Source organism: Streptomyces sp. NPDC002520 (assembly GCF_053595235.1).
Genome location: NZ_JBSFXG010000008.1, coordinates 1 through 21,944, shown reverse-complemented (window position 1 = coordinate 21,944; position 21,944 = coordinate 1). Strand labels below are relative to the sequence as shown.

The window sequence follows — 21,944 nt, the reverse complement described above, 5'->3', positions numbered from 1 at the left end:
CTTGCCTTTCCGGGTGGATCCACGCCAAGGTGGCTGTCACGGCCGGGGCAACCGACGACCTGAGGTACGGCATGGACGGCACGGACAGCACGGACGGCACGGACGGCACGGACGGCACGGACGGCATGGACAGGGACGAACGGGCGGCGGACAAGGAGTCTCCCCGGTTCCGGGGTGGCCGGGAGCCCGGCAAGGGGCTGAGCAGGCGCCGGTTCGTCGGAGGTCTCGCGGGCATGGCCGCCATCGTGGCGATGCCCGCCCCGGCGGCCCCGCCGGCGGACGGCGCACACGCGGAACGCACCCCGACGGACCGCACCCCCGCACCCGGCGCACGGACGCCGCCGTCCCGGAAGCGCTCCGGCCCCCGCCCCCTCTGGATCGGCACCTACACCTCAGTCAAGGGCGGCGGCACCGGCATCGGGCTGGCGACGTACGACCCGGCGGCGGGCCGGATCACCGGCGAGGGGACGCTGACCGGCGTCCCCGACCCGTCGTACCTCGCCCCGCACCCCGACGGCCGCACCCTGTACGCGGTCGACGAGCGGCAGGACGGCGCGGTCACCGCCGTACGCCTCGCCGACCGGCGCGTCCTCGGCAGCCGCGGCACGGGCGGCGGCGGACCCTGCCATCTGTCGGTCCACCCCAGCGGGCGCTGGCTGCTGAGCGCCAACTACCAGTCCGGCAGCGTGGCCGTGCACCCCATCGACGAGCAGGGGGCGCTCGGCGAGCGCACGGACCTGGTGACCCACACGTCGCCGGCCCCGGGTCCGGGCCAACAGGGCCCGCACGCGCACCAGTTCATCACCAGCCCCGACGGCGGTCACGTCCTCGCCGTGGACCTCGGCACCGACACCGTGTACAGCTACCGCCTGGACCTGTCGAAGGGCACGCTCACCGAGGTCGCCCAGGCGCACACCCGGCCCGGCGCCGGCCCGCGCAACCTGACCTTCCACCCGGGCGGCCACTACGCCTACCTGGCCAACGAGGTGGACGACACGGTCGCCGTCTGCGCCTACGACCCCGGCTCGGGCCGGCTCACCATCGGCGATCCCCAGTCCACGGGCGCGGCCGGCGGCACCAACTACCCGGCCCAGTTCCTGGTCACGGCCGACGGCGCGTACGCCTTCCTCGCCAACCGCGGCCACAACAGCCTCGCCCGCTACGCCGTCGAGGCGGACGGCGCCCGGCTGCGCCTGCTCGGCACGGTGCCCGTCGCCGGGGACTTCCCGCGCCAGATCGCCTTCTCACCGGACGGCGCCCTGCTCTTCGCGGCCAACCAGCGCTCCAGCACGGTCAGCGTCTTCCACGTGGACACCCGGAGCGGTGAACTGCGGCTCGCGGGCAAGCCGTTCGCCTCCCCGGTCGCCGTCTGCGCGCTGCCGCTGTAGCGCCGGGGACATCGCACCCTTCGAGGCTGCGCGTGCCTGTTCCGCCACGACGGCGCGGGCAGCCCTCGCGGGCGTACCTCGCGGACGGCTCCTTCGCGGCGGGTCCGGCCGCCCAGTCCTGCGTGTCACCCATCCGAGATATTCTTAGGTAAGCCTTGCTTAACTTGCCGAAGATCCGGGCGCACGCCAACCACACCCCCGTCGGCGGAAAGGGCCGGACGGGTCAGGCAAGGACACCCAGCAGTGCGCGGGCGCACAGATCGCGGACCTGCTCCCGCGTCAGCTCGCCGTCACGCAGCCACTCCAGGCAGACGGCGGTGGTGAAGGCGAGCCAGCCGCGTACGGCCAGCCGCACCTCGGGCGCGCCCTCCAGAACGGGCCCGAACTCGGGGTCGGCGGCCAGCGCGGCGAGTATCTGCTGCTCCTGGGCGGCGAGGGCCTGCTGGTAGACGCGGCGCACGGCCTGGTCGCCGGCCGCGTCCGCGCGATGGAAGGCACGGAAGCCGTGGGCGTGGGCCTGGACGTAGCCGAGGTAGGTGCCGAGGCCGGCGGTGAGCTGCTCGCGCACCGGCACACCGGGCACCGCGGCCGTCATGCGCAGCATCCGCGCGCTCTCGCGCTCGACGACCGCCGCGAAGAAGTCCCGCTTGTTCGGGAAGTAGTGGTAGAGCAGCCCCCGGGAGACCCCGGCGATCTCGGCGACCTGCTCGATCCACACGTCGTCGTACGGACTCTCCGAGAACAGCCGCGCCCCGACCGACAGCAGCTGCTCACGACGCTCTTCGGTACTGAGTCGACGCCGGGCGCGTTCCCCCTGGTTCGCGGGCATACGGCCACTTTACTTGACGTCGGTTCAACAAGCGGATCAGACTGAAACCTGTTATTGAACTCACGTACAACACCACTTACGACACGAGCGCGACACCGCACAACCGTCCGCTGGATCAAGGGAGATCGCGTCATGGCGGAGACGACGGAGACCGGGCTGCCGAAGGGATTCCGCAGCGCCGAGCAGGGTTGGCCGGAGCTGCACCGCATCCCCCATCCGGCGGGCCGGCTGCCGCTGGTCGGCGACGTGGTGGGTGTCGACCGGCGCCGGCCCCTGCAGGACTCGATGCGCTTCGGGCGCGAGCTCGGACCGATCTTCCGGCGGCGGGCGTTCAACAGGGAGTTCGTCTTCGTGTGGGGCGCCCGGCTCGCCGCCGACCTCGCGGACGAGTCCCGGTTCGCCAAGCACGTCGGCCTCGGGGTCGCCAACCTGCGGCCGGTCGTCGGGGACGGACTGTTCACCGCCTACAACCACGAGCCGAACTGGCAGCTCGCCCACGACGTCCTCGCGCCCGGGTTCAGCAGGGACGCCATGGAGGCCTACCACGGGATGATGCTGTCGGTCGCCGGACGGCTGACCGACCACTGGGACGGCGAGCTGACGGCCGGGCGCACCGTGGACGTACCCGGTGACATGACCAAGCTGACCCTGGAGACCATCGCGCGCACCGGGTTCGGGCACGACTTCGGCTCCTTCGAGCGGGACCGGCCGCACCCCTTCGTCAAGGCCATGGTCGGCACCCTGACCTACGCCCAGCGCCTGAACAGCGTTCCCGGGCCGCTGGCCCCGCTGCTGCTGCGCGGAGCCGCCCGGCGCAACGCGGCCGACATCGCGTACCTCAACCGCACGGTCGACGACCTCGTGGCCGCCCGGCACGGCGGCGGCACCAGCACGGGCACCGGCACCGGCACCGGGGACCTGCTGGACCGCATGCTGGAGACCGCCCACCCCGAGACCGGGGAACGGCTGTCGCCGGAGAACGTCCGCAGGCAGGTGATCACGTTCCTCGTGGCCGGCCACGAGACCACCTCCGGCGCGCTCTCCTTCGCCCTGTACTACCTGGCCCGGCACCCCGAGGTCGCCGCCCGGGCCCGCGCCGAGATCGACCGCGTCTGGGGCGACACCCCGGAACCGGGCTACGACCAGGTCGCCAAGCTCCGCTATCTGCGCCGGGTGCTGGACGAGACGCTGCGCCTGTGGCCGACCGCGCCCGCCTACGCCCGCGAGGCCGTCCAGGACACGGTGCTCGCCGGGGAGCACCCGATGCGCCGGGGCGCGTGGGCGCTGGTCCTGCTGCCGCTCCTGCACCGCGACCCCGAGGTCTGGGGCGAGGACGCCGAGCTCTTCGACCCGGACCGGTTCGACGCCAAGGCCGTACGTGCCCGCGCCCCGCACACCTTCAAGCCCTTCGGCACCGGCGCGCGGGCCTGCATCGGCCGCCAGTTCGCGCTGCACGAGGCGACCCTGGTGCTCGGCCTGCTGCTGCGCCGCTACGACCTGCGGGCCGACCCGGACTACCGGCTCCAGGTCACCGAGCGCCTCACGGTCATGCCGGAGGGCCTGCGGCTCGGCCTGGAGCGCCGCACACTGCCCACCGGCGCCACTTCCACCGCCACCGCCACTTCCACTGCCACCGCCGCTGCCGCTCCCATCGCCGGGCCCGCGGCGGCTTCCGTGACCGTTCCGGACGACGGCGCCGGGTCAGCCGGCCGCTGCCCAGTGCACGGGGCGGGTGAGTGACGCCGGAAGCCGGGTGCCGGCGCTCCCGCGGGCCGCGTTCAACTGCGGCTGGGTGAGGAAGAACGCGCCGGTGAGGTCCGCGTCGGTCAGATCGGCGTCGCGCAGGTCGGCGCCGATCATGTCCGCGTCGCGCAGATCGGCACCGGTGAGATCGGCGGCGATGAGGTAGGCACCGCGCAGAGTGGCCCCGCGCAGGTCGGCGCCCCGCAGCCGGGCGCCCATCAGGTCCGCGCCCCGGCGGTTCTTCCCCTTGGCCTTCCTGCCGCCCGCGCCGAGGGCACCGGCCCGCGCCAGCTCGCTGGTGCGCAGCAGCAGGACGTTGACCTCCTGCCGGTGGGCGGCCACGTCCAGCGCGGCCAGCTCCTCGGGCGTGCCGAGGGTGAGCCGCTCGGTCTTCTCCCGTGCGACGCGCAGATCGGGGTGGACGGGCCGGGCCGCGTCGAGGCCCAGCGCCTCGTCGAGGTACCAGAGCAGCTCGTGGAGCTGGCGGACGACCGGGAACACGTCGAACATCGCGCGGGCCCGCTCCGCGGACCCCGTACGCCAGTCCTGCCCGCCGAAGGTGACCTGCGAGACCTTCTGCCCCGCGCCGAAGCAGTCGTAGACCGTGCAGCCGGAGAAGCCCTTCTTCCGCAGATCGCTGTGGATACCGCAGCGGTGGTCGTCCCGCAGATTCGGGCAGGGCTTGCCGGCGGGCTTGTCCAGCGCGAAATCGGCGGAGGCCGCGAAGGGCAGCGCGACGCAGCACAGGCCGAAGCACTGTGCGCAGTCGCCTCGCAGTTCGGAGCGGTCGATCGGTATCTGTTCCGGCATGACCGCAAGCCTACTGACCTGCGCGGGACGTTCGCGGGAGTGTCTGTTGCCGGCAGCGGGTCCGTCCTGGCCGGTCGCGCCCACGGCGGCGGAGCCGCATGTCGGACACAGCCCCGCGCCCCCTTGGGCGCACGGGGCGCGCCCCTGTAGGCCCTGCCCTCGTCCCGTGATGCAGACCTCGTCGCGTGATTCAGACCTCGTCGCGGGCGAGGGACAGCAGCCGGTCCAGGACCCGGGGTGTGCCCGTGCGCAGGCCGTCGTGCTCGAACTCGTCGGTGACCCAGGTGCGCAGACCCCGGACGGCGCGGGCGGTCTCCAGGGAGTGGGTGCTGTCGACGTACATGTCGTCGTGGTAGACGGCCGCGGCGACCGGTACCTCGTTGGCGGCGAGGCGCGCGGGGTCGTACAGCGGCTGCCAGTCGGTGCGGGCGGCGAGCACGTCGGCGGTCTCGCGCAGCGGGCGCAGGGCGGGGTCGTTGTCGAAGGTCCAGGGGTGGACCGTCTCGCCGGTGAACAGGACCGGGGCGTCCCCTGCGAGCGCTTTGGCCGCGTCGAACTGCGGGAACTCGGCGCGCACCCGCTCGGCGGACCAGTCCGTGGGGCGGCTGTCCTGGCCGTAGATCGTCTCGTGGACGAGGGCGTACAGCGGGTGACCCGCGTACGACAGGAGACCCCGCACCTCCTCCTGGAACGCGTCGGACAGCTCCGCGCCGCCGGGGGTGCGGACGAAGGCGTCCTCCAGGAGGTAGTGCAGGCGGTGGCTGCCGTCGCTCGTGCCGAGCATCAGTCCGAGGGACTGGAAGGCCTCCACGGTGAGGCGGTAGCCGCCCGGCAGGACGACATCACGGGTCAGCAGGTGGTCGGCGATGCGGCGGGCCCGGTCCACGTCCTGCGGGTAGCGGGCGTAGTGGGAGCTCACCTTGCGTTCGATGCGCGGGTAGGCGGCCCGGTACACGTCGTCCGCGTGGGCGTGCAGGGAGGGCAGACCTCCGGTGACGAGCGCGGTGGCGATGCCCTCCGGGGCCAGGGAGAGGTACGACACCGTGCAGAAGCCGCCGAAGCTCTGGCCGAGCACGGTCCAGGGAGCGCCGCCGGTCACCTGCGGGCGGACGGCCTCGCAGTCCCGGACGATCGAGTCGGCGCGGAAGAGGCCGAGGTAGGCGGCCTGTTCGGCCGGGCCGCCCCGCAACGGCAGCGTCTGCCGGTTGGCGGGCGTCGAGCGGCCGGTGCCGCGCTGGTCGAGGAGGAGGACCCGGTAGTCCTTCAGGGCCCGGTCGAGCCAGGACTGCCGCCCGGAGAAACGATTCGCCCCGAAACCGGGACCGCCCTGCAGGTACACCAGCCACGGCAGGTCCTGCCCCGCCTTGTCGCTCGCCACCGCCTCGCGGGCGAACAGCTCGATGGTCTCGCCACCCGGTTCCGAGTGGTCGAGAGGCACGGTGAAGTGGCGGTCGGTGAGGACGACACCGGGCTGGCGGTAGCTGAGGCTCAACGGGTCTCCCGGGACGGATGGGACGGACGAGTCCCAGTTCAGCACATGCGGGACCGGGGGCCGAGCGCGGGGATCATGGAATCTTGCTGAACATCCGGTCGGCGGGCGGTGGGCAGCGGGGCAGGGGCGGCGCGTGCGGCGCATGACAGGGCCGGGGCAGCGCCGGCGGCACAGGACAGGGCCGGGGCTGCCATAACAGGGCGCGTGCGGCACATGACAGGGCTAGGGCAGCGCCGGCGGCACAGGACAGGGCCGGGGCTGCCATGACAGGGCGGGGGCGGCAGAAGGACGGCGGCACGGCCGGGGGCTGCAGGATGACGGCGGCATGGCCGGGTTGGCAGGATGACGGCGGCACGGCCGAGTCGGCGCGATCGGCCGAGGGCCCGGCACGGCGCGGCACGGCACGGCACGCGGCGAGGCGCCCTCTCCCGCCGGGCGGTGACGGGCTATTACCCTGCACTGGTCCGATGACCGACCGCGAGGAGCCGCGATGCGTGTCGCACTGTTCCTGACCTGTGTCAACGACACGCTGTATCCGGACACCGGGCGCGCCGTGGTGAATCTGCTGACCAGGCTGGGCGTCGAGGTGGACTTCCCGATGGCTCAGACGTGTTGCGGGCAGGCGCACTACAACACCGGCTATCGGCATGAGGCGGAGCCGTTGGCCACGCATTTCTCCGATGTCTTCGGGGGGTACGAGGCGATCGTGACGCCCTCGGGTTCGTGCGCGGCGATGGTCCGGGAGTTGTATCCGCGCATGGGTGAGCGGGCGCGGGCGGAGGGGCGCGGGGACGGGCTGGCCGCCACGCTGGCGCCCGTGGTCCCGAAGACGTACGAGCTGACGGAGTTCCTGGTCGATGTGCTGGGAGTGACGGACGTGGGTGCCTTCTATCCGCACACGGTCACGTACCACCCGACCTGCCACGGGCTGCGCGGCCTGGGTCTCGGCGAGCGTCCGTTGCGGCTGCTGCGGGCGGTGAAGGGGCTCGAGCTGGTCGAGTTGCCGGGGGCCGAGGAGTGCTGCGGGTTCGGCGGGACCTTCGCGGTGAAGAACTCCGACGTGTCGGCGGCGATGGGCACGGACAAGGTCCGCAACGCGGAGTCGACCGGCGCCGAGGTGCTGTGCGCGGCCGACAACTCCTGTCTGATGCACATCGGCGGAACCATGAGCCGGCTGAGAGTGGGGATGCGGCCGGTGCACATCGCGGAGATCCTGGCGAGCACGGAGGAGGAACCGGCCGTATGAGCGGGACGTTCGTGGGGATGCCGGCCTTTCCGGCGGCAGCGGCGGAAGCCGTCGGCAACGCCACCCTGCGTGCCAATCTGCGGCACGCGACGCACACCATCCGCGCCAAGCGGGCGAAGGCTGTGGCCGAGGTGTCCGACTGGGCGGCGCTGCGGGAGGCCGGCAAGCGGATCAAGGACCACGCGCTGCGTCATCTCGACCGGTATCTGGTCGAGTTGGAGGAGTCGGTCACGGCGGCGGGCGGCACCGTCCACTGGGCGGCGGACGCCGACGAGGCGAACCGGATCGTCGCCGATCTGGTCAGGGCCACCGGCGAGACGGAGGTCGTCAAGGTCAAGTCGATGGCCACGCAGGAGATCGGGCTGAACGAGGCTCTGGAGGCGGAGGGCATCCGGGCCTACGAGACCGATCTCGCCGAGCTGATCGTGCAGTTGGGCAAGGACCGCCCCTCGCACATCCTGGTCCCGGCCATCCATCGCAACCGGGGCGAGATCCGGGACATCTTCCGTGCCGAGATGGGTGCGTGGGGCCGTCCGGCGCCGGAGGACCTGACCGACACGCCCGCCGAGCTGGCCGAGGCGGCGCGTCTGCATCTGCGGGAGAAGTTCCTGCGGGCCAAGGTCGGTGTCTCGGGCGCCAACTTCATGGTGGCCGAGACCGGCACGCTGGTGGTCGTGGAGTCCGAGGGGAACGGCCGGATGTGCCTGACCCTGCCCGAGACACTGATCTCGGTGGTCGGCATCGAGAAGATCGTGCCCACCTGGCGGGACCTGGAGGTCCTCCTGCAGACGCTCCCCCGCTCCTCGACGGCCGAGCGCATGAACCCGTACACGAGCATGTGGACGGGGACGACGGACGAGGACGGCCCGCGCACCTTCCACCTGGTGCTGCTCGACAACGGCCGCACCGACACGCTCGCCGACGAGGTCGGCCGGCAGGCGCTGCGCTGCATCCGCTGCTCGGCCTGTCTGAACGTGTGCCCGGTGTACGAGCGGGCCGGCGGCCACGCCTACGGCTCCGTCTATCCCGGCCCGATCGGCGCCATCCTCAGCCCTCAACTGCGGGGCACGGCGAGCGAGATCGACGCCTCGCTGCCGTACGCGTCCTCGCTGTGCGGGGCCTGCTACGAGGTGTGCCCGGTGGCCATCGACATCCCCGAGGTGCTGGTGCATCTGCGGGAGCGGGTCGTTCAGGGCGGTCCGACGGTCCGGCAGGGCAACCGGGTGGTGCTGAAGCCGGCCAAGGGGCACGCGGCCGAGCGGGCGGCCATGCGGGCGGCGCGCTGGACGTTCGGACACCCGGGCGCCCTGCGCGCCGGGCAGCGGCTCGCGTCCCGGACCCGTCGGCTGCTACCGCGCACCCTGCCGGGGCCCGGCCGGGCGTGGAGCGGGACCCGGGACCTGCCGGCCCTGCCGGCTGAGCCGTTCCGGGACTGGTGGCAGCGGACGCACGGCGGAAAGGACGCCAAGTGAGCAGCAGGGAGCGGATCCTGGGCCGGGTGCGGCGCGCGCTCGCGGACGTGCCCCGCGACGTGGCGCCGTACGAGCGGGCGGTGTCCCGGGACTACCGGCGGGAGCACGGCGAGCGCACCGTCGCGGAGACGGTGGACCTGCTCGCCGAGAACCTCGCGGACTACCGGGCGATCGTGCATCGTGCCGACGAGGAGGAGCTGCCGCCGCTCATCGGGCGGCTGCTGGCGGAGCGCGGTGCGCGGACCGTGCTCGTGCCCGGCGCCCTGCCGGCCCGGTGGCTGTCCGCCGCCGACGTGACGCGTGTTCCCGACCTCGCGGAGAGCACGCCGTACGAGCTGGACGCCGTGGACAGCGTGGTGACCGGCTGCGCCGTCGCGATCGCCGAGACCGGCACCCTCGTCCTCGACGGGGGCCCCGACCAGGGCCGGCGCCGGATCACCCTCGTCCCCGACCACCACGTCTGCGTGGTCCGCGTCCCCGACCAGGTCGTCTCCTCGGTCCCGCAGGCCCTCGAACTCCTCGACCCCACCCGCCCGCTGACCTGGATCTCAGGCCCGTCGGCCACCAGTGACATCGAACTCGACCGAGTGGAGGGCGTGCACGGACCGCGCACCCTGGAGGTGGTGCTGGTCGGCGGCTCGGGCGCCACAGGGCTCGCCCTCCAGTAGAAGGAGTCCCCCGAATCGGACTCGGCCCAGCCGATCAGGCCTCCCGGCTGCGGGAAGGGAACGTAGTGCGTCCCGCCGTCACACGCCACGGCACCAGCGCCGGAAGCGCGGCCTCCAGCTCTTCGACCCTCTGTATCTCGTCCGCCAATCCGGGCACGGTCATCTCTTCGTACCTCTATATGGTGCCGCCGGCGGCTTCACCGGCGATCAGCTCCCAGGTCGGTACTGCGCGAAGACCTGCCGAACTGGACGGCCAAGCGCAGCGGCGACCGTCTCGAGTTCAAACGGTTCCAAAACATCGCGCTCGGGCCCCGTCACCTCGACGACGAAGCGGGTGAACCCGGCTGGCAACCGGTAGTCCAAGTCGTTCAGCGAACTGGCCTGCAGCAAGGCGTCGTCACGGAGAGATGGGCGAATCCCCTGCCGGCGGACTCCCCCATGCGTTCCCGCCACCACCACTCCGAACCACGGCTCGCACGGTGGCCACTGCTGCCTCGACAGCCAGCCGACGCGGCACCCACTACGGATCCGTGGGAATGATCCGAAGACGATCGCCACTCATGACGGCCCTCCCTCACCGCCCCCGGGCCCAGTCGGCGCGCGTCCTGCCCCGCAGAGCCGGCGGGCCGACGAACGTCAAGCGTGAGTACCCCGCAGCACCCGGTCCACCTCCAGTCGGCTCTCCAGATCGAGCGGACTGTGCCCGTCCGGGTTCCGGTAGCTGAGTTCACCCGCACAGGTCCACGCGCCATCCTCACCCATGAACCATTCGGGCTCTCCCCACATCATGCCGCCCTCGGCCAGGAGACGTGCCAAGTCGTCGGGATCACCGGTCGCCCCCACCTGACGAAATGCCCAGGAGAACTCCTCTGCCGCACGGTCGACATAGCGGGCATCCGAATACATAGGGGCCAGAAGGAGCAACCTCTGCGCCTTCCCAACAGGCCCATCGGCAGCATTGGCGATCGCTTCCAGCTCATCCCAAGAGATGCCCGGCCCGAGAAAGTGACCCTCGACTGCCGCAATCCTGATGCAGTCCCGTTCCTGACCAGGATCGACTACATAGTCGACCCCGTCATCATCTTCGAGATTACGGAAGACGATCACCAGGCCACGATCCCCACCCATCGAGATTCTGAACGTCAACCAGGCACTTTCCCGGCGCATGAGCTGATGCGCTTCGATCGCAAGAAAGGGGAACCCATCGACATACGGGATACCACCAGCCGGCTCCACACCAAACCGCTCATATCCACGAACCTGCACACTCACAAACCCTCCTTCAATGCAATAAAATTACGTACCCTCACCTTTACGACTCTCCGTCCCATCAGTGGAAACCAACCGCGATCCCTCGACACATACTCATCTACCGTGGGACCCACCCGCTTGGATGACGCTGTAGCCCCGAGGCGCTGGCATCACCACAGCAGCGATGGGCAGCTCATTGTCGACTCGGGCAGTCCATGCGCTGAAACCGTCGTCCGGGAAGACCAACTCAGCCTCACGCTCGATCACGCGGACGCCCTTCGCACGGGCCTGCGCGCACACTTCGACACAAGGCCTTCCCAGCAACACGATTCCACGATGCGACACACTCGCTCGGCCAGTCAGCACCGCACGGGTCACACGTTCGTTCGCGTCGTACCCGAGAACCACACCGACCGAGAGGAAGGTGTCCTGCAACGCAGAGCCGACATCCGGCACCGAGGCAATGCCGCCGCCCAGGAGCTCACGCATCTCCTCTCTCGTGGCACCCAGTCGCACAGCACCAAAGCCGCTATTGGGCACCACCTCGAAGTCCCCACTCATCCCCTCCCCCTCCCTCTCGAAGAATTCGAAGGAGTGAACCACTTCGATTCCGGAGGAAATCAGGATACTCTGAAAACCTTGTGGATCTTCATGCTGAGGATTTCCGAGCATGATTCCCAGATCGGGCATGGCCCAACCGGCACTGGTTTCCACCGGAGAAAGTCCTGCAGCGCGCAACTCCGCCAGTACTTCACCATGCGCCCGGTCCAGCAGCCTTACTCCACACAGGCTCGCCGGCGCAGGTGAGGCCACCTCGATCGTGTGCAGAAGATCCTCGTCGTCGTAACCGAGATACAGATCCCGACTACGGTACAGGTAAGAATCCGTCAACAGTGAATGCGCCGCGCGACGAAACGACTCAGGCGCACCCAGTAGCGCTCTGACGGATTCTCGCGACTGCCCGAAGGAAAGACCGGACATGCCTTCCAGTGGATGGATCTCCATATCGATCAAGGTGGCCTCCCCGCCTTAGACTATCGACCGGCTGAACCCAGCCCGATTCGCTGCTTCGATGAAAGCCGGAAGTTTCGTGAGCATCTCGTCCATCGCGGAGTCGTACTTGCCGGGGAACATCGACTCGACGTCGTCGATGTTCCCCGGCATGGCGTCGGTCAGACGCCCCTGCCGAAGCAGGTACGCCTGGTGAGCCCGGTGCAGCTTGTCGGCGTGGCTTCCCATTCAACCATTCAAGATCCTCAGGACCCCGACCGGCAGCCATGCCCAACGGCTGCGCACCACTGCCCGGGCCACACCACTCCCAGGGGCACCTACGTGGCCGATGATCCGCACTGGACGCTGTCGGCGCGTGACCGGCTGGCCAGGGTGCAGCGGGTGAAGTCGTTACTGGCGGAGGGTGAGACGAGCCGGGTGACGACGGCCGAACTGATCATCCCGCCGCTGTACGTGGCGGAGATCTTCAACCTGGAGCCCGGTGACCAAGTGGTCCGGCGCGAGTGGCTGGCCGGCCGGGGCAAAACCCGGACCGTGTTCGCAGTCACCTGGTACCCGGCATCGTTCGCCGCCCTCGTACCGGACCTACTGAACACCGCCCCAGGCCGCAACCACGGATTGTCCGCCCGGGTTCTGGAAGCCATCAGGCGCACGATCACCCACGCCCGCGACGACATGCGCGCCCGTCCTGCCGACGCCCGAGAGGCGAGCGCACTGGGGCTGCCGGTCGGCTCCCCGATCCTGGCTGGCGTACACCGATGGTCGGACGCGGAGGGGATCATCGAGTACGGGGAGTGGTGTCTGCCGCCACGGTTCACCATCGGCTACGAGTACCAGCCCTGACCGATCAACGCGGAGCGTCCCCGGCGCGCTCAAGGCCTCCCTGGCGACCTGCCTGAGCCAGCCGAACATCAGCCCGCCCAGGCCTTCCAGCGGCCGAATCTCCGCTTCGATCAAAGTGGCCTCCGGCATCTTGAAGTACGTTGGCTAGCCGTGACACACGATCTCAGGCTCATCCAAGGCATCTACGCGGCCATCGACAACCGCGCTGCCGCTTGGGAGTTCATCCGGGGCTTCGCCGGGGCCTGGGCAACTCCCCTGCGCGACGCAGACGGCTGGGACGAGGCTGAGCTCTCGAACAAGCCGAGACACGCCTTGGGATCATGCTGCCGCCGACGCTGCGCGAGGCGTATGCGCTGTTCGGCCGCCGTCCGGATCTCACCAGCCATCACGACGTCCTGCTCGATACGTCCCAGCTCCATCTGGACGACCGCAGGGACGCGCTGGTTTTCCGGCACGAAAACCAGGGTGCCGCCTCATGGGGCATCCTCGTATCCGACCTGGGCCATGCCGATCCAACGGTATTCATGAGACCTGATCTTGCGGACAAGACGGCGGAGCGCTGGGAAGTATGGCTCGGCTGTCTTTCACTGGCCTTCATCGAGATCATCCTGTCGGAGTGCCTCCATGGTCCCAAGGGCCTATGCGACTTTCTCCCCGAGCTGGACGACAACCAGCTGACGCTCTTGGAGCCGCATTACATGCCGGTTCCATTCCCCACATACCCGCCTCCTCGGGACGGGGCCCCTGGCACTCGCTGGTTCACCGGTCCGGATGTGCTGCTGCGCGAGGACGACCGAGCCGTCCTATCCGTTCAGGGACGCACATCAGGAGCCCTTGATCAGGTTCACGACATCGTGCAGGGCGACTGGATCAACTAGCTAGTTCGTAGCGCCTGCGTCACTCCAGGGTGTACCCCTCAAGAACGGGCTCCGCCCACGCCGCATGGTCCAGGATCGGCCGGTGGGTGAGACGTCTGGCTGAGTCGTCCACGAGGGTCAGGCGGACCCTAAGCCCGTAGTGCACGCGATATTGCAAACCTTCGATCTCGACGCGGCCGCACTCCGTTCCGCCCTGCAGCCCTTGGAACCCTGGGTTCTCAGTGACGTTCCACCCCGCCTTACGGGCGAAGTGCACCCAAACCTGGTAGGCACGCTCGGGGTCGCCTCCTTGCGGACCGGGACCGGACACGCGCGCGAGAATCTCCACCGGATCTTTGCGCTCTTCACGTACCACTCGTGACTCCCCGTGTGCGTGGCCCTGCCCGGTGACCGAGAGGCACGCCTCTCGGTCACCGGGCAGGAACCTTACTTGGCAATCCGCGCTGGGCGCGTCATGCAGTGAGTCTTTCCCGGTAAGCGCCCGTCGCTCGCTGTGATCGCGATGCTTGCGCTGCGGCCCGTGCGGTCCCCAAGTCCGGGCAGATGTAAGGCCCTTGATAGGAACGATCTTGCGACGGATTGTTCTGACCGAGGGGCCTCACGTGTCGACCAGTGTCACATACACCGCGGTGCTCGATGTGAAGCGGTCCACCGCCGTCCACCTGGCCCAGTTGCTGCGCGATCACCGCATCGTGGCCGGAACCCGCAAGGGCAGGCGTGCGCTGGGCTGTTTCCGGCAAGCGGTGCTCGCCCTGCGCTGGTTCATCGACGGCACCCGCCTTTCCCAACTGCCGAGTAGCCGAGGGGAATCGCACCCCTCGGCTCTCACAGAACGGAGCGTGACAATCACTCGTCACTCCGCTCTTGCCGCTCTGATCATCAGGTCAGTACGGCGTCCGCGGTAAGGCGCCAGTGCGTGAACATGCGGGGGTACCGCTGGGCGATCTCCTGCATCTTCGCAATGGCCTTCCGCTTCGCCGCGAGCCGTTTGTACTTCTGGCGGATCCAGCGCACCAGGCAGGCATTGATGCGCATCACGAGAGAGCGCAACTCCCAGGGCCTCAAACGGCCGTAGTAGTTGAGCCAGCCCGCCACCACAGGGTTGATCTTGCGGGCGAGCTCGTTGAAGGACAGGTCCGAGCGGGTCTGCAGGTGCCAGGAGCGCACCTCCCGCCCCATCTTCTTCAGGGCATCCTTGCTGACCGCCGGATCGAACGACAGGAACTGCCTGCCGTGCCGGGTCCGGCTTCGTCTGGCGCGAAACGTGTATCCGAGGAAGGTGAACGCCGTGTGCTCGTACGAGCCTCGGCGGTCCCCGTCCCGGCAGTACACGATCCGGGTCTTGGCCGGGTGCAGACGCAGCCCGACCTCGGCCATCCTGTCCGTGAGCGCAGCCAGCACTTGGTGGGCCTGACGCTCGGAGACGCAATGCAGCACTGCGTCGTCCGCGTACCGTTCGAACCAGACAGCCGGGAACTCCCGAGCCATCCAGGTATCGAACGCATAATGCAGGAACAGGTTCGCTAAGACGGGAGAAACCGGGGCACCTTGGGGCGTCCCGCGTTCCCTCTTCAGCAGGGAACCGTCGGGCATGGCGAGCGGGGCAGCGAGCCACCGCTGCACATACAACTTCACCCAGACGGCGTCTGTGTGTGCTTCCACTGCCTTGACCAGGAGGTCCCAGGACACGCCGTCGAAGAACTTGGCGATGTCAAACTCCACCACCCAATCCCGCTTCCAGCAGCGCTCCCGACATTTCCCCACCGCATCCAAGGCGGACCGTCCAGGTCGGTATCCGAAACTGTCCGGATGAAACACAGGCTCCACCCTTCGCATCAGGTGCCGGGCCACTACGGTCTGCGCCACACGATCGGCGACAGCGGGAATACCGAGCATTCTCGTGCCACCACCGTGCGACTTCGGGATGGGCACCGCTCGCACCGGGGGCGGGAAGTACGAACCCGACGACATACGATTCCAGACCTTGTACAAATTGTTCTTCAGGTCCTTCTCGAATTCGTCGAGACTCTGTCCATCCACCCCTGGAGCGCCTCTGTTCGCCCTGACTTCCTCCCACGCCTCCTTGACTTCCCACTTCGAAATATCAAACGGCTTGGCCTGTGACTTCAACTGGCCCATCGGACTCCTCCCGGACACCGTCCGGTTGATGCGATCAACTCAGTCACGAACGGCCCGGCCCCTTCGCTCCACCCCCATTACAGGGGCTTCACCACTACTACGAGCCGGTCCGCCAGCACGTCCCGCGTCGGTACTCGACCCCTCACAGTGTCCGCTGTTTGGGGCACTCCCTCTCGCCCGCCGCTACGGCGGGGAGTATCGGGACCTGCTTTCTCCTGTTCCATGCGAAAGCCGCAGACCGGACTCACGTCGCCTACATGCCGGACACCACCTGACCAATAAACGGGCACCCGCCAGACTCATCCCGGAGCCCAGACGATGCCCCGGTTTTGATGTCATCTATTTGTCTTTCGACACGTCAGCAGCGATTCACTTGCGTTCGTCTTCCCGGTCCCCACCTGACGCCTCTCACGACGCCTTTCCTCATCGCTCACCACAACGGTCTTCAACCCAATGCAGCATGAGGCGGTTTGAAGCCTCCCCCCGCAGGGCGGCTTCGAAGGGCCACTCCTTCATCTCTCGCACAGCACCATTTCCAGAAGCTGCCTACAATCAACTCCCTTTCATGTTCAGGACACAACGCCTGTGACAACGGCCTGTCAGCCTTCACCGCCTACCGCTACCTCCACGAGGGGCTGACCGTTCTGGCGGCCGGGGCACCGGACCTGGCGACCGCGTTGGAGCATGTGAAGGCGGCGGGGCTGACGCATGTGAACCTCGACGGCACCGTCATCCGCACCGACCGCGTCGCCGCCCCCGGCCCCAACGGCGCAGACCTCTGGTGGTCCGGAAAGCACAAGCACCATGAAGGGAACGTACAGGTCATCTCCACTCCGGACGGCTGGCCGATCTGGGCCTCACCGGTCCGCCCAGGCACAGAGCACGACACCACCTGCGCCCGCCACCACAGCCTGATCGACGCCCTCAACCGGATCGCTGCCGAGCTGGACATGCCGACCCTGGTCGACCTCGGCCACGACAACGTCGGCGACGGCTTCCGCCACCCGCACAAGAAGCCCGCCGGAGGCGAGCTGACCGAGGAGCAACAGACGTACAACATGGTCATCCGCGGCATCCACGGCGTCTGTGAGCGCGCCAACTCCCTGCTCAAGACGACTTTCAAGGCCTGCGCAGGGTCAGCCTCGACCCCAGCCGCATCACGAAGATCGCCGCCGCAGCCCTCGTCCTGCTCCAACTCGAGTACGACCGCACCATCTGAACGATCACGCACCGTCGTGATCCATTACTGGGAAAGGCTCATTGTCAGCGCTTCGCGATTCCCCGCTCCGGCCGGCGCTCGTCATGCCCGGCCGGAACGGGCCGTACAACGGACTCTCCGGAAGAGCCACGGCCCACCCGGGGATCCGTCGTGCTCTTGGACGCGCATCTCGTCGGCGCCTCGCCGGGGGCGTCTCTCTCCAAGCGCTCGACGCGCTCTTCTGGTCCCTTCTCGGGCCGCACCCACTCCTCGTCGACCTCGACGGGCGACATGCCCGCAGGTCCACATTCCGGTGACCCTGGCCGGCCAGCCCGCCCCTTCGCAGGCTGACCGGCGCAGGGGAGACCACCTGGAACGCGTGGAGAAGATCCCGCTCGTCGTAGCTCAGCATCAGGCCCTGCCCGGCGTACGCATCCGTGAGCACCTGAGAGTACGCCGCCTGCCGAATGCCTCAGGTGGGCCCAGGACATTCCTCACAGCCTTCCCCGCTATGGCCGAACGCCAGCCCAGTCACCCCTTCCAAAGGCCGAACCTCCGCCCCGACCACCACTGAACTCACCTACCTCACCTGCTCATTCCGCCGCACGCCGGTTACGCATCTGCACGATCTTCTCCGCCTCGGCCACCTTCCCGGCCATCCTTCCCGCGCCGAAGATCTGCTCGTCGGTCACCTGGCTGCCGAGGGCGAAGACCTCGTGCACACCCTCCATCCGGTGGGCGTCGAGCATCTGCAGGAACCAGCGAACGGAACGGACAAGGTCGACCTCCGTACCGATCCCGTCCCGGTACCATTCCCCCACGGCGAACATCGCGTCGGTGTGACCGAGCCCGGCCGCGACCTCGTACCAGTGCAGCGCGTCGCTGTCTTCGTCCCGCTCGGAGTACACGTCACCGAGCCTCGCCGCGGCGTCCGCCACGCCCGCCTCGGCCGCCACCTGCAGCCGACGCATCGCCTCAGCCACGTCGCCGGGCCCCTCCTCCAGCAGGAAGACCCCCAGATTGTGTGCTGCGATCGCATCACCTGCGTCGGCCGCGGCCCGGAACAGCCTCTCGGCCGCCTCCGGGTCCCTCTCCATCCCGGCACCCTCGATGTACAGATAACCCAGCGTCCGCCGCGCCTCGTTGTGCCCCGCCTCGGCCGCCCTGCGGAACCATTCGGCCGCGGCACCCGGATCCTCATCCCAGGCGAGCAGCACCCCTCCGAGGACGTTCTGACACTCGACGTCCCCGCCCGCGGCGGCCTGCTCCAACTCGGACCGCAGCCCAGCCAGTCCGGGCTCTGCCTCCGGCCTGCCCTCCTGCGCAGCCTCCAGGCACGAGCGCACACGCGCGGCGAGCCCGGACTCCTTCTCATAATCGCTCATCATCGATGCCCTCATCCCAGCGTGAATTCCGGGACACGCTAACACGGGTGCCCCCGGAGGAAATGCTCCTGGGGCACCCTTCACTTTCTTTGCCGACTAGTGCAACAGGAACTCAACGTCCCCGGTTCTACGGAAGATTCGAACTCCGCTGGGATCCGAGATCGTGATATCCACATCGTTGCGGTAGGCATACCAGGTGGCGAACTCCCGGCAGTCACCGCACATATCGCGGTCAACGGCGATCGGTGACTTTCCACCGTTGTCGACGATGGCCTGCTTCTCGACATGCGAGTTGTTGTACCGGCCGATGACGCCACCATCCCAACTGTGCGGCGTCTGCGGCATTTCCATGTTCACTCGCGCGTTGGAAACATTAGCAATTTCCATCTTCTCGAACGACTTCGGCTTCTTCGCCGACCATCCGGATGGATAGGACTTGTCCCACGCGACACCACCGGTCTTCTTCTTCTTGGCGTGCCGCGGAATACCGGCGTTGCCGGGCTTTCCGATCTTGCACGCGGCTTCCTCGATTCCCTCGCTGTGGACAAGAATCGCCGCATCCCCCACGAGCACGAAGTACGTGTGGACGCCGTCCACCGTGAGGTTGTGCACGCCCTCGGTGCGCTGCTTCCGATCGACGGCCGTGACCTGCACCCAGGTGCCTGCCGCTGTCTGCAGCCACATGCCGGGCTCGAGCTGTTCGGCCGTCACCCACTTACCGAAGTCCGGCAGCCAGAACGGGTGGTTGGCCGTCGCCGTGATCTTGCTGGGCTTGGCCTTGCCGTTCTTGCCGTCGGGGTCGACGGTGAGGGTGACCAGGTGCTTGAGGCCGTCACCGGTGATGGTGTCGGTGACCTGGCGGGCCTGGAGGTTGCCGGTCTCCGGGTCGGAGGCCAGGACGTACTCGCCCTCCATGAGGTCCTCGATGTTCTTCGTGGACCCGTCGGCCATCATGACCTTGGTTCCCGGGACGAAGCTGTTCTTCTTCGCGCCCTTCTCGCAGGTCTTCTTGGCTCCCTTCCCCTTGCCCTTGGGCTTGGCGTGCTTGGGCTTGGCTTTCTTCGCCTTGGATGCGGCCTTCTCGGCCTTGGCCGCCTTGCCCGCCTTCGCTGCCTTGCGGCCGCTCTTGACCGCGTCGACTGCCTTGGCGCCCTTCTTCGCCCACTTGGCCGCGGTGACCGCGTTGCCGGCGCCCGGGATCGCGGAGGCCATGGACAGTGCGGCGTCGGTGTAGTTGCCCTCCGCCGCGTACCAGATGCCGTTGGCCACATCGGCGGCCTCGCCGATGACCGGGACCATGCCCGCCACGTCCAGGGCCGCGTGGCCCCAGTCCGACACCGACATGCCGAACAGGTGGCCGTCCAGCTCCACGAAGGAGATGGGGTAGCCACCCGCGAACGCGTACCGGTTGCCCGTGTACGGGTCCGTGGTCAGGTCCATGTCGTCGAGCGCGCCGCCGAACATGTCCCTGGTGAGGAAGCGGTTCAGGCCCGGGCTGTAGTTGCGGAAGCCCATGTCGTAGGTGCCGGAACCGTCGTCGTAGCGCTGGGCGTTGAACCGGTACTCGTTGTACGGGTCCTTGTCCGGGTTCTGCGCGTCCGGCTTGTCCGTACCCGTGAACTGCTTCTCGTCGTCCGAGCCGTAGGCCGTGTAGCCGTAGGTCGCACGCGTCGCGCCGGTGTCCTTGGTGATCGCCTCCACGCCCCCCTTGGGGTGGTACGTGTAGTGCGAATACTCCTTCGTGCTGTCCGTGTTGTGCTTGATCTGGGTCAGCTTCTGGCCCCACGGCGCGTACTGGTAGGACTTGGTCGCCTTCCCGGCGACCTCCTCCCGCAGCACCTTGTCCTCCATGCCCAGGTACGTGAAGAGCGTCGTCTTCCCCCTTGTAAGGGCTGCCGAACCGGTCAACACGGCGCTGCGCGACCTCGGCGTTGATCTGATCCCTTTCGCCACCCGGAGACTCGGGGACCTTTTTCCAGGGCAGCCGGTGGAGTTGGCTAGCCTGACCGCGCTGGTTTTTCTTGATCGTGAGGTAATGGGTGCCGCATTCGGGATTACGTGACGCCTGTGCCCGGTTCGCCCCGTCACCGCCCTCAGCAAAGACGGCCTGCACGACTGGTAGGTCGTACAGGCCGTCATCATGCTATCGCCGACATCGACCGATGCCTGGCTCTGGCGACATCAGGACTGGTCGATGGCCAGTCTAGTTCTGGCCATCAGCAACACAGGGAGATCGATGTCGACCACAGAAATCCCGAGGACGAAGGGCAATCCATCGAACCGCCACTCGGACCACTCCGCAAAACTGCAGTCCTCGAACGACAGCTCCTCGGTCTGAAGTACCTCCACCTGCGGAGTAAGCGCCGCCAGCACTTCATCGCGCTTCTCCCGGTAGAAGGGGAGTAGCTCGGCACTTGCGTCCTCCAGCGCCTCACTTCCACGCTCTTCCAAACCGTCAGGAATGACTTCCCGGAAGATGACGTCAGCGAACCACTGCCCTTCCACCTTAGACAGGAGAAGTCGAATCCCTCCTACTTCCCACTGCTCAGAGTGGGGGGGCGCGACCGACCCGATAGGCGACCACCCAAGCGCAGCCAGTTCCCGGTTCAGTTCGTCCAGCTCAGCCGGAAACCCGGTCCTTGCTGCCCTGACCAGGGTACGTGTGAGTGTCTCCATACTCTTCTACATCCCATCCCCTGGCACATGCCAGACGGCAAGTCTGCCACTGGCCATCTCGTCAGGAAAGTGCTCACGGAGCACACCACGGAAGAAGGCCGCACCCTCCACGTTGGATACTGCGTACCTGACCCCCTTGCCACCCAGGCCAGCATCCAGGTCCAGCAGTCGCTGCGCCTGGTCCACGACCTTGTCTTCGTTGAAGAACTTGCTCGGGTGGTACGGGCTTGACTCCCAGGCTGCGGAGTTCCGCCCCGTCCACTTGGCCTCTGTGATGTACCCGTTCGAGGGGCCACCGTCGACCTCAACCCGACGCCCCGCGTGATGGCCGCTATTAAGACGCCAGACCTGCTCGGTTTCCTGACCGGTGACCCGCCGCTGGTACTTGTATGCGGCCATGTTGTCGCCAGACGGAACTTTAAGGCGCGTTGGGCAACCAGCGTTGTGAACCAGAACTGGCGAGTCACCCACCAGCACGTAGTAGGTGTGCTGGCCCTCGACGGTGAGGTTGTGGACCTTCTGGGTGCGGTGGGTGTCGTCGATCGCGGTGATCTGGACCCAGGTGCCGGCTGCGGTCTGCAGCCACATGCCCGGTTCGAGGTCGCCGGCCTCGGCCCACGTGCCGTAGTCGGGCAGCCAGAACGGGTGGTTGGCCGTGGCCGTGATGGTGCTGGGCTTGGCCTTGCCGTTCTTGCCGTCGGGGTCGACGGTGAGGGTGACGAGGTGCTTGAGGCCGTCACCGGTGATGGTGTCGGTGACCTGGCGGGCCTGGAGGATGCTGGTCTCAGGGTCGGAGGCCAGGACGTACTCGCCCTCCTTCAGGACTCCGTTGGAAAATGAGCAAACGGGCGGCGTCGGCTTGCTGGGGTCGGCATGATCGTTCTGTTCGTCGGAGCGAGGGGTGGGCTGAGTGTC

At 68.2% G+C, this 21,944-nt stretch carries 19 protein-coding genes and 3 pseudogenes; 10 read left to right on the top strand and 12 right to left on the bottom strand.

Annotated elements, in window-relative coordinates; genetic code table 11:
- Nucleotides 1-233: 233 nt before the first annotated feature.
- Entirely contained in the window at nt 234-1,388 is a 1,155-nt protein-coding gene (locus ACWD5D_RS13880) for a lactonase family protein (RefSeq protein WP_451373091.1), read from the top strand.
- A 223-nt stretch (nt 1,389-1,611) separates the two neighbouring features.
- Here the strand turns inward: ACWD5D_RS13880 and ACWD5D_RS13875 are convergent, their stop codons facing one another.
- Nucleotides 1,612-2,217: a TetR/AcrR family transcriptional regulator gene (locus tag ACWD5D_RS13875; protein WP_451372890.1), complete on the bottom strand. Its 606-nt coding sequence runs from the start codon at nt 2,215-2,217 to the stop codon at nt 1,612-1,614.
- A gap of 132 nt (nt 2,218-2,349) precedes the next feature.
- Between ACWD5D_RS13875 and ACWD5D_RS13870 the strand changes: the two genes are divergently transcribed.
- The gene (locus ACWD5D_RS13870) at nt 2,350-3,957 is read left to right on the top strand and encodes a cytochrome P450 (RefSeq protein WP_451372889.1); all 1,608 of its coding nucleotides are present in this window, start codon (nt 2,350-2,352) and stop codon (nt 3,955-3,957) included.
- On the opposite strand, the gene ACWD5D_RS13865 is transcribed toward ACWD5D_RS13870, so the two are convergent.
- Together ACWD5D_RS13865 and ACWD5D_RS13860 are read right to left on the bottom strand one after the other, a co-directional pair.
- Nucleotides 3,919-4,770, bottom strand: a complete 852-nt coding sequence (locus ACWD5D_RS13865; protein ID WP_451372888.1) for a pentapeptide repeat-containing protein — start codon at nt 4,768-4,770, stop codon at nt 3,919-3,921. The two genes, ACWD5D_RS13870 and ACWD5D_RS13865, sit on opposite strands and share 39 nt — an antisense overlap.
- Before the next feature lie 190 nt (nt 4,771-4,960).
- Nucleotides 4,961-6,262 (bottom strand): alpha/beta fold hydrolase, encoded by a 1,302-nt coding sequence (locus ACWD5D_RS13860; protein WP_451372887.1) that lies wholly within the window; start codon nt 6,260-6,262, stop codon nt 4,961-4,963.
- A gap of 490 nt (nt 6,263-6,752) precedes the next feature.
- Between ACWD5D_RS13860 and ACWD5D_RS13855 the strand changes: the two genes are divergently transcribed.
- From ACWD5D_RS13855 to ACWD5D_RS13845, 3 genes are read left to right on the top strand one after another with little or no spacing between them, the layout of a single operon-like run.
- Nucleotides 6,753-7,508 carry a (Fe-S)-binding protein gene (locus ACWD5D_RS13855; RefSeq protein WP_451372886.1) on the top strand — a complete coding sequence of 252 codons (756 nt, stop codon included), beginning with the start codon at nt 6,753-6,755 and terminating at the stop codon, nt 7,506-7,508.
- On the top strand, nt 7,505-8,980 hold the full coding sequence (locus tag ACWD5D_RS13850; protein ID WP_451372885.1) for a LutB/LldF family L-lactate oxidation iron-sulfur protein: 1,476 nt from the start codon (nt 7,505-7,507) through the stop codon (nt 8,978-8,980). The genes ACWD5D_RS13855 and ACWD5D_RS13850 overlap by 4 nt, the downstream gene beginning before the upstream one ends.
- The gene (locus ACWD5D_RS13845) at nt 8,977-9,648 is read left to right on the top strand and encodes a LutC/YkgG family protein (protein ID WP_451372884.1); all 672 of its coding nucleotides are present in this window, start codon (nt 8,977-8,979) and stop codon (nt 9,646-9,648) included. Before ACWD5D_RS13850 ends, ACWD5D_RS13845 begins: the two co-directional genes overlap by 4 nt.
- A 636-nt stretch (nt 9,649-10,284) precedes the next feature.
- Here ACWD5D_RS13845 and ACWD5D_RS13840 read toward each other — a convergent pair.
- The 3 genes from ACWD5D_RS13840 to ACWD5D_RS13830 form a co-directional block, all read right to left on the bottom strand.
- Nucleotides 10,285-10,920: a hypothetical protein gene (locus ACWD5D_RS13840; RefSeq protein ID WP_451372883.1), complete on the bottom strand. Its 636-nt coding sequence runs from the start codon at nt 10,918-10,920 to the stop codon at nt 10,285-10,287.
- A gap of 93 nt (nt 10,921-11,013) precedes the next feature.
- Nucleotides 11,014-11,913: a hypothetical protein gene (locus ACWD5D_RS13835; RefSeq protein WP_451372882.1), complete on the bottom strand. Its 900-nt coding sequence runs from the start codon at nt 11,911-11,913 to the stop codon at nt 11,014-11,016.
- Between the two features lie 15 nt (nt 11,914-11,928).
- Nucleotides 11,929-12,138, bottom strand: a complete 210-nt coding sequence (locus ACWD5D_RS13830; protein WP_451373106.1) for a hypothetical protein — start codon at nt 12,136-12,138, stop codon at nt 11,929-11,931.
- 72 nt (nt 12,139-12,210) lie between these two features.
- Here ACWD5D_RS13830 and ACWD5D_RS13825 point away from each other — a divergent pair.
- Both ACWD5D_RS13825 and ACWD5D_RS13820 read left to right on the top strand, forming a co-directional pair.
- Nucleotides 12,211-12,753, top strand: a pseudogene (locus ACWD5D_RS13825) (UTRA domain-containing protein); the annotation flags it as partial.
- Between the two features lie 320 nt (nt 12,754-13,073).
- Nucleotides 13,074-13,631, top strand: a complete 558-nt coding sequence (locus ACWD5D_RS13820; protein WP_451372881.1) for an SMI1/KNR4 family protein — start codon at nt 13,074-13,076, stop codon at nt 13,629-13,631.
- A gap of 19 nt (nt 13,632-13,650) precedes the next feature.
- Here ACWD5D_RS13820 and ACWD5D_RS13815 read toward each other — a convergent pair whose 3' ends face one another.
- Complete coding sequence (locus tag ACWD5D_RS13815; RefSeq protein WP_451372880.1) at nt 13,651-13,986, bottom strand: hypothetical protein; 336 nt, start codon at nt 13,984-13,986, stop codon at nt 13,651-13,653.
- 247 nt (nt 13,987-14,233) lie between these two features.
- On the opposite strand from ACWD5D_RS13815, the pseudogene ACWD5D_RS13810 reads away from it, so the two are divergent.
- Nucleotides 14,234-14,422, top strand: a pseudogene (locus ACWD5D_RS13810) (IS5/IS1182 family transposase); the annotation flags it as partial.
- An 88-nt stretch (nt 14,423-14,510) separates the two neighbouring features.
- Here the strand turns inward: ACWD5D_RS13810 and ltrA are convergent.
- On the bottom strand, nt 14,511-15,770 hold the full coding sequence (gene ltrA / locus ACWD5D_RS13805; RefSeq protein WP_451372879.1) for a group II intron reverse transcriptase/maturase: 1,260 nt from the start codon (nt 15,768-15,770) through the stop codon (nt 14,511-14,513).
- A 581-nt stretch (nt 15,771-16,351) separates the two neighbouring features.
- Between ltrA and ACWD5D_RS13800 the strand changes: the two are divergent.
- Nucleotides 16,352-16,989, top strand: a pseudogene (locus ACWD5D_RS13800) (HARBI1 family protein); the annotation flags it as partial.
- Between the two features lie 572 nt (nt 16,990-17,561).
- Here ACWD5D_RS13800 and ACWD5D_RS13795 read toward each other — a convergent pair.
- Together ACWD5D_RS13795 and ACWD5D_RS13790 are read right to left on the bottom strand one after the other, a co-directional pair.
- Entirely contained in the window at nt 17,562-18,353 is a 792-nt protein-coding gene (locus ACWD5D_RS13795) for a tetratricopeptide repeat protein (protein ID WP_451372878.1), read from the bottom strand.
- 96 nt (nt 18,354-18,449) lie between these two features.
- A complete protein-coding gene (locus ACWD5D_RS13790; RefSeq protein ID WP_451372877.1) occupies nt 18,450-20,204 on the bottom strand; it encodes a polymorphic toxin-type HINT domain-containing protein in 1,755 nt (584 codons plus the stop codon).
- Here ACWD5D_RS13790 and ACWD5D_RS13785 point away from each other — a divergent pair.
- Entirely contained in the window at nt 20,203-20,415 is a 213-nt protein-coding gene (locus ACWD5D_RS13785; protein WP_451372876.1) for a hypothetical protein, read from the top strand. The two genes, ACWD5D_RS13790 and ACWD5D_RS13785, sit on opposite strands and share 2 nt — an antisense overlap.
- A gap of 119 nt (nt 20,416-20,534) precedes the next feature.
- Here ACWD5D_RS13785 and ACWD5D_RS13780 read toward each other — a convergent pair whose 3' ends face one another.
- Entirely contained in the window at nt 20,535-21,029 is a 495-nt protein-coding gene (locus ACWD5D_RS13780; RefSeq protein ID WP_451372875.1) for a hypothetical protein, read from the bottom strand.
- A gap of 6 nt (nt 21,030-21,035) precedes the next feature.
- The coding region (locus tag ACWD5D_RS13775) for a polymorphic toxin-type HINT domain-containing protein (protein ID WP_451372874.1) at nt 21,036-21,944 on the bottom strand (909 nt) is incomplete at its 5' end.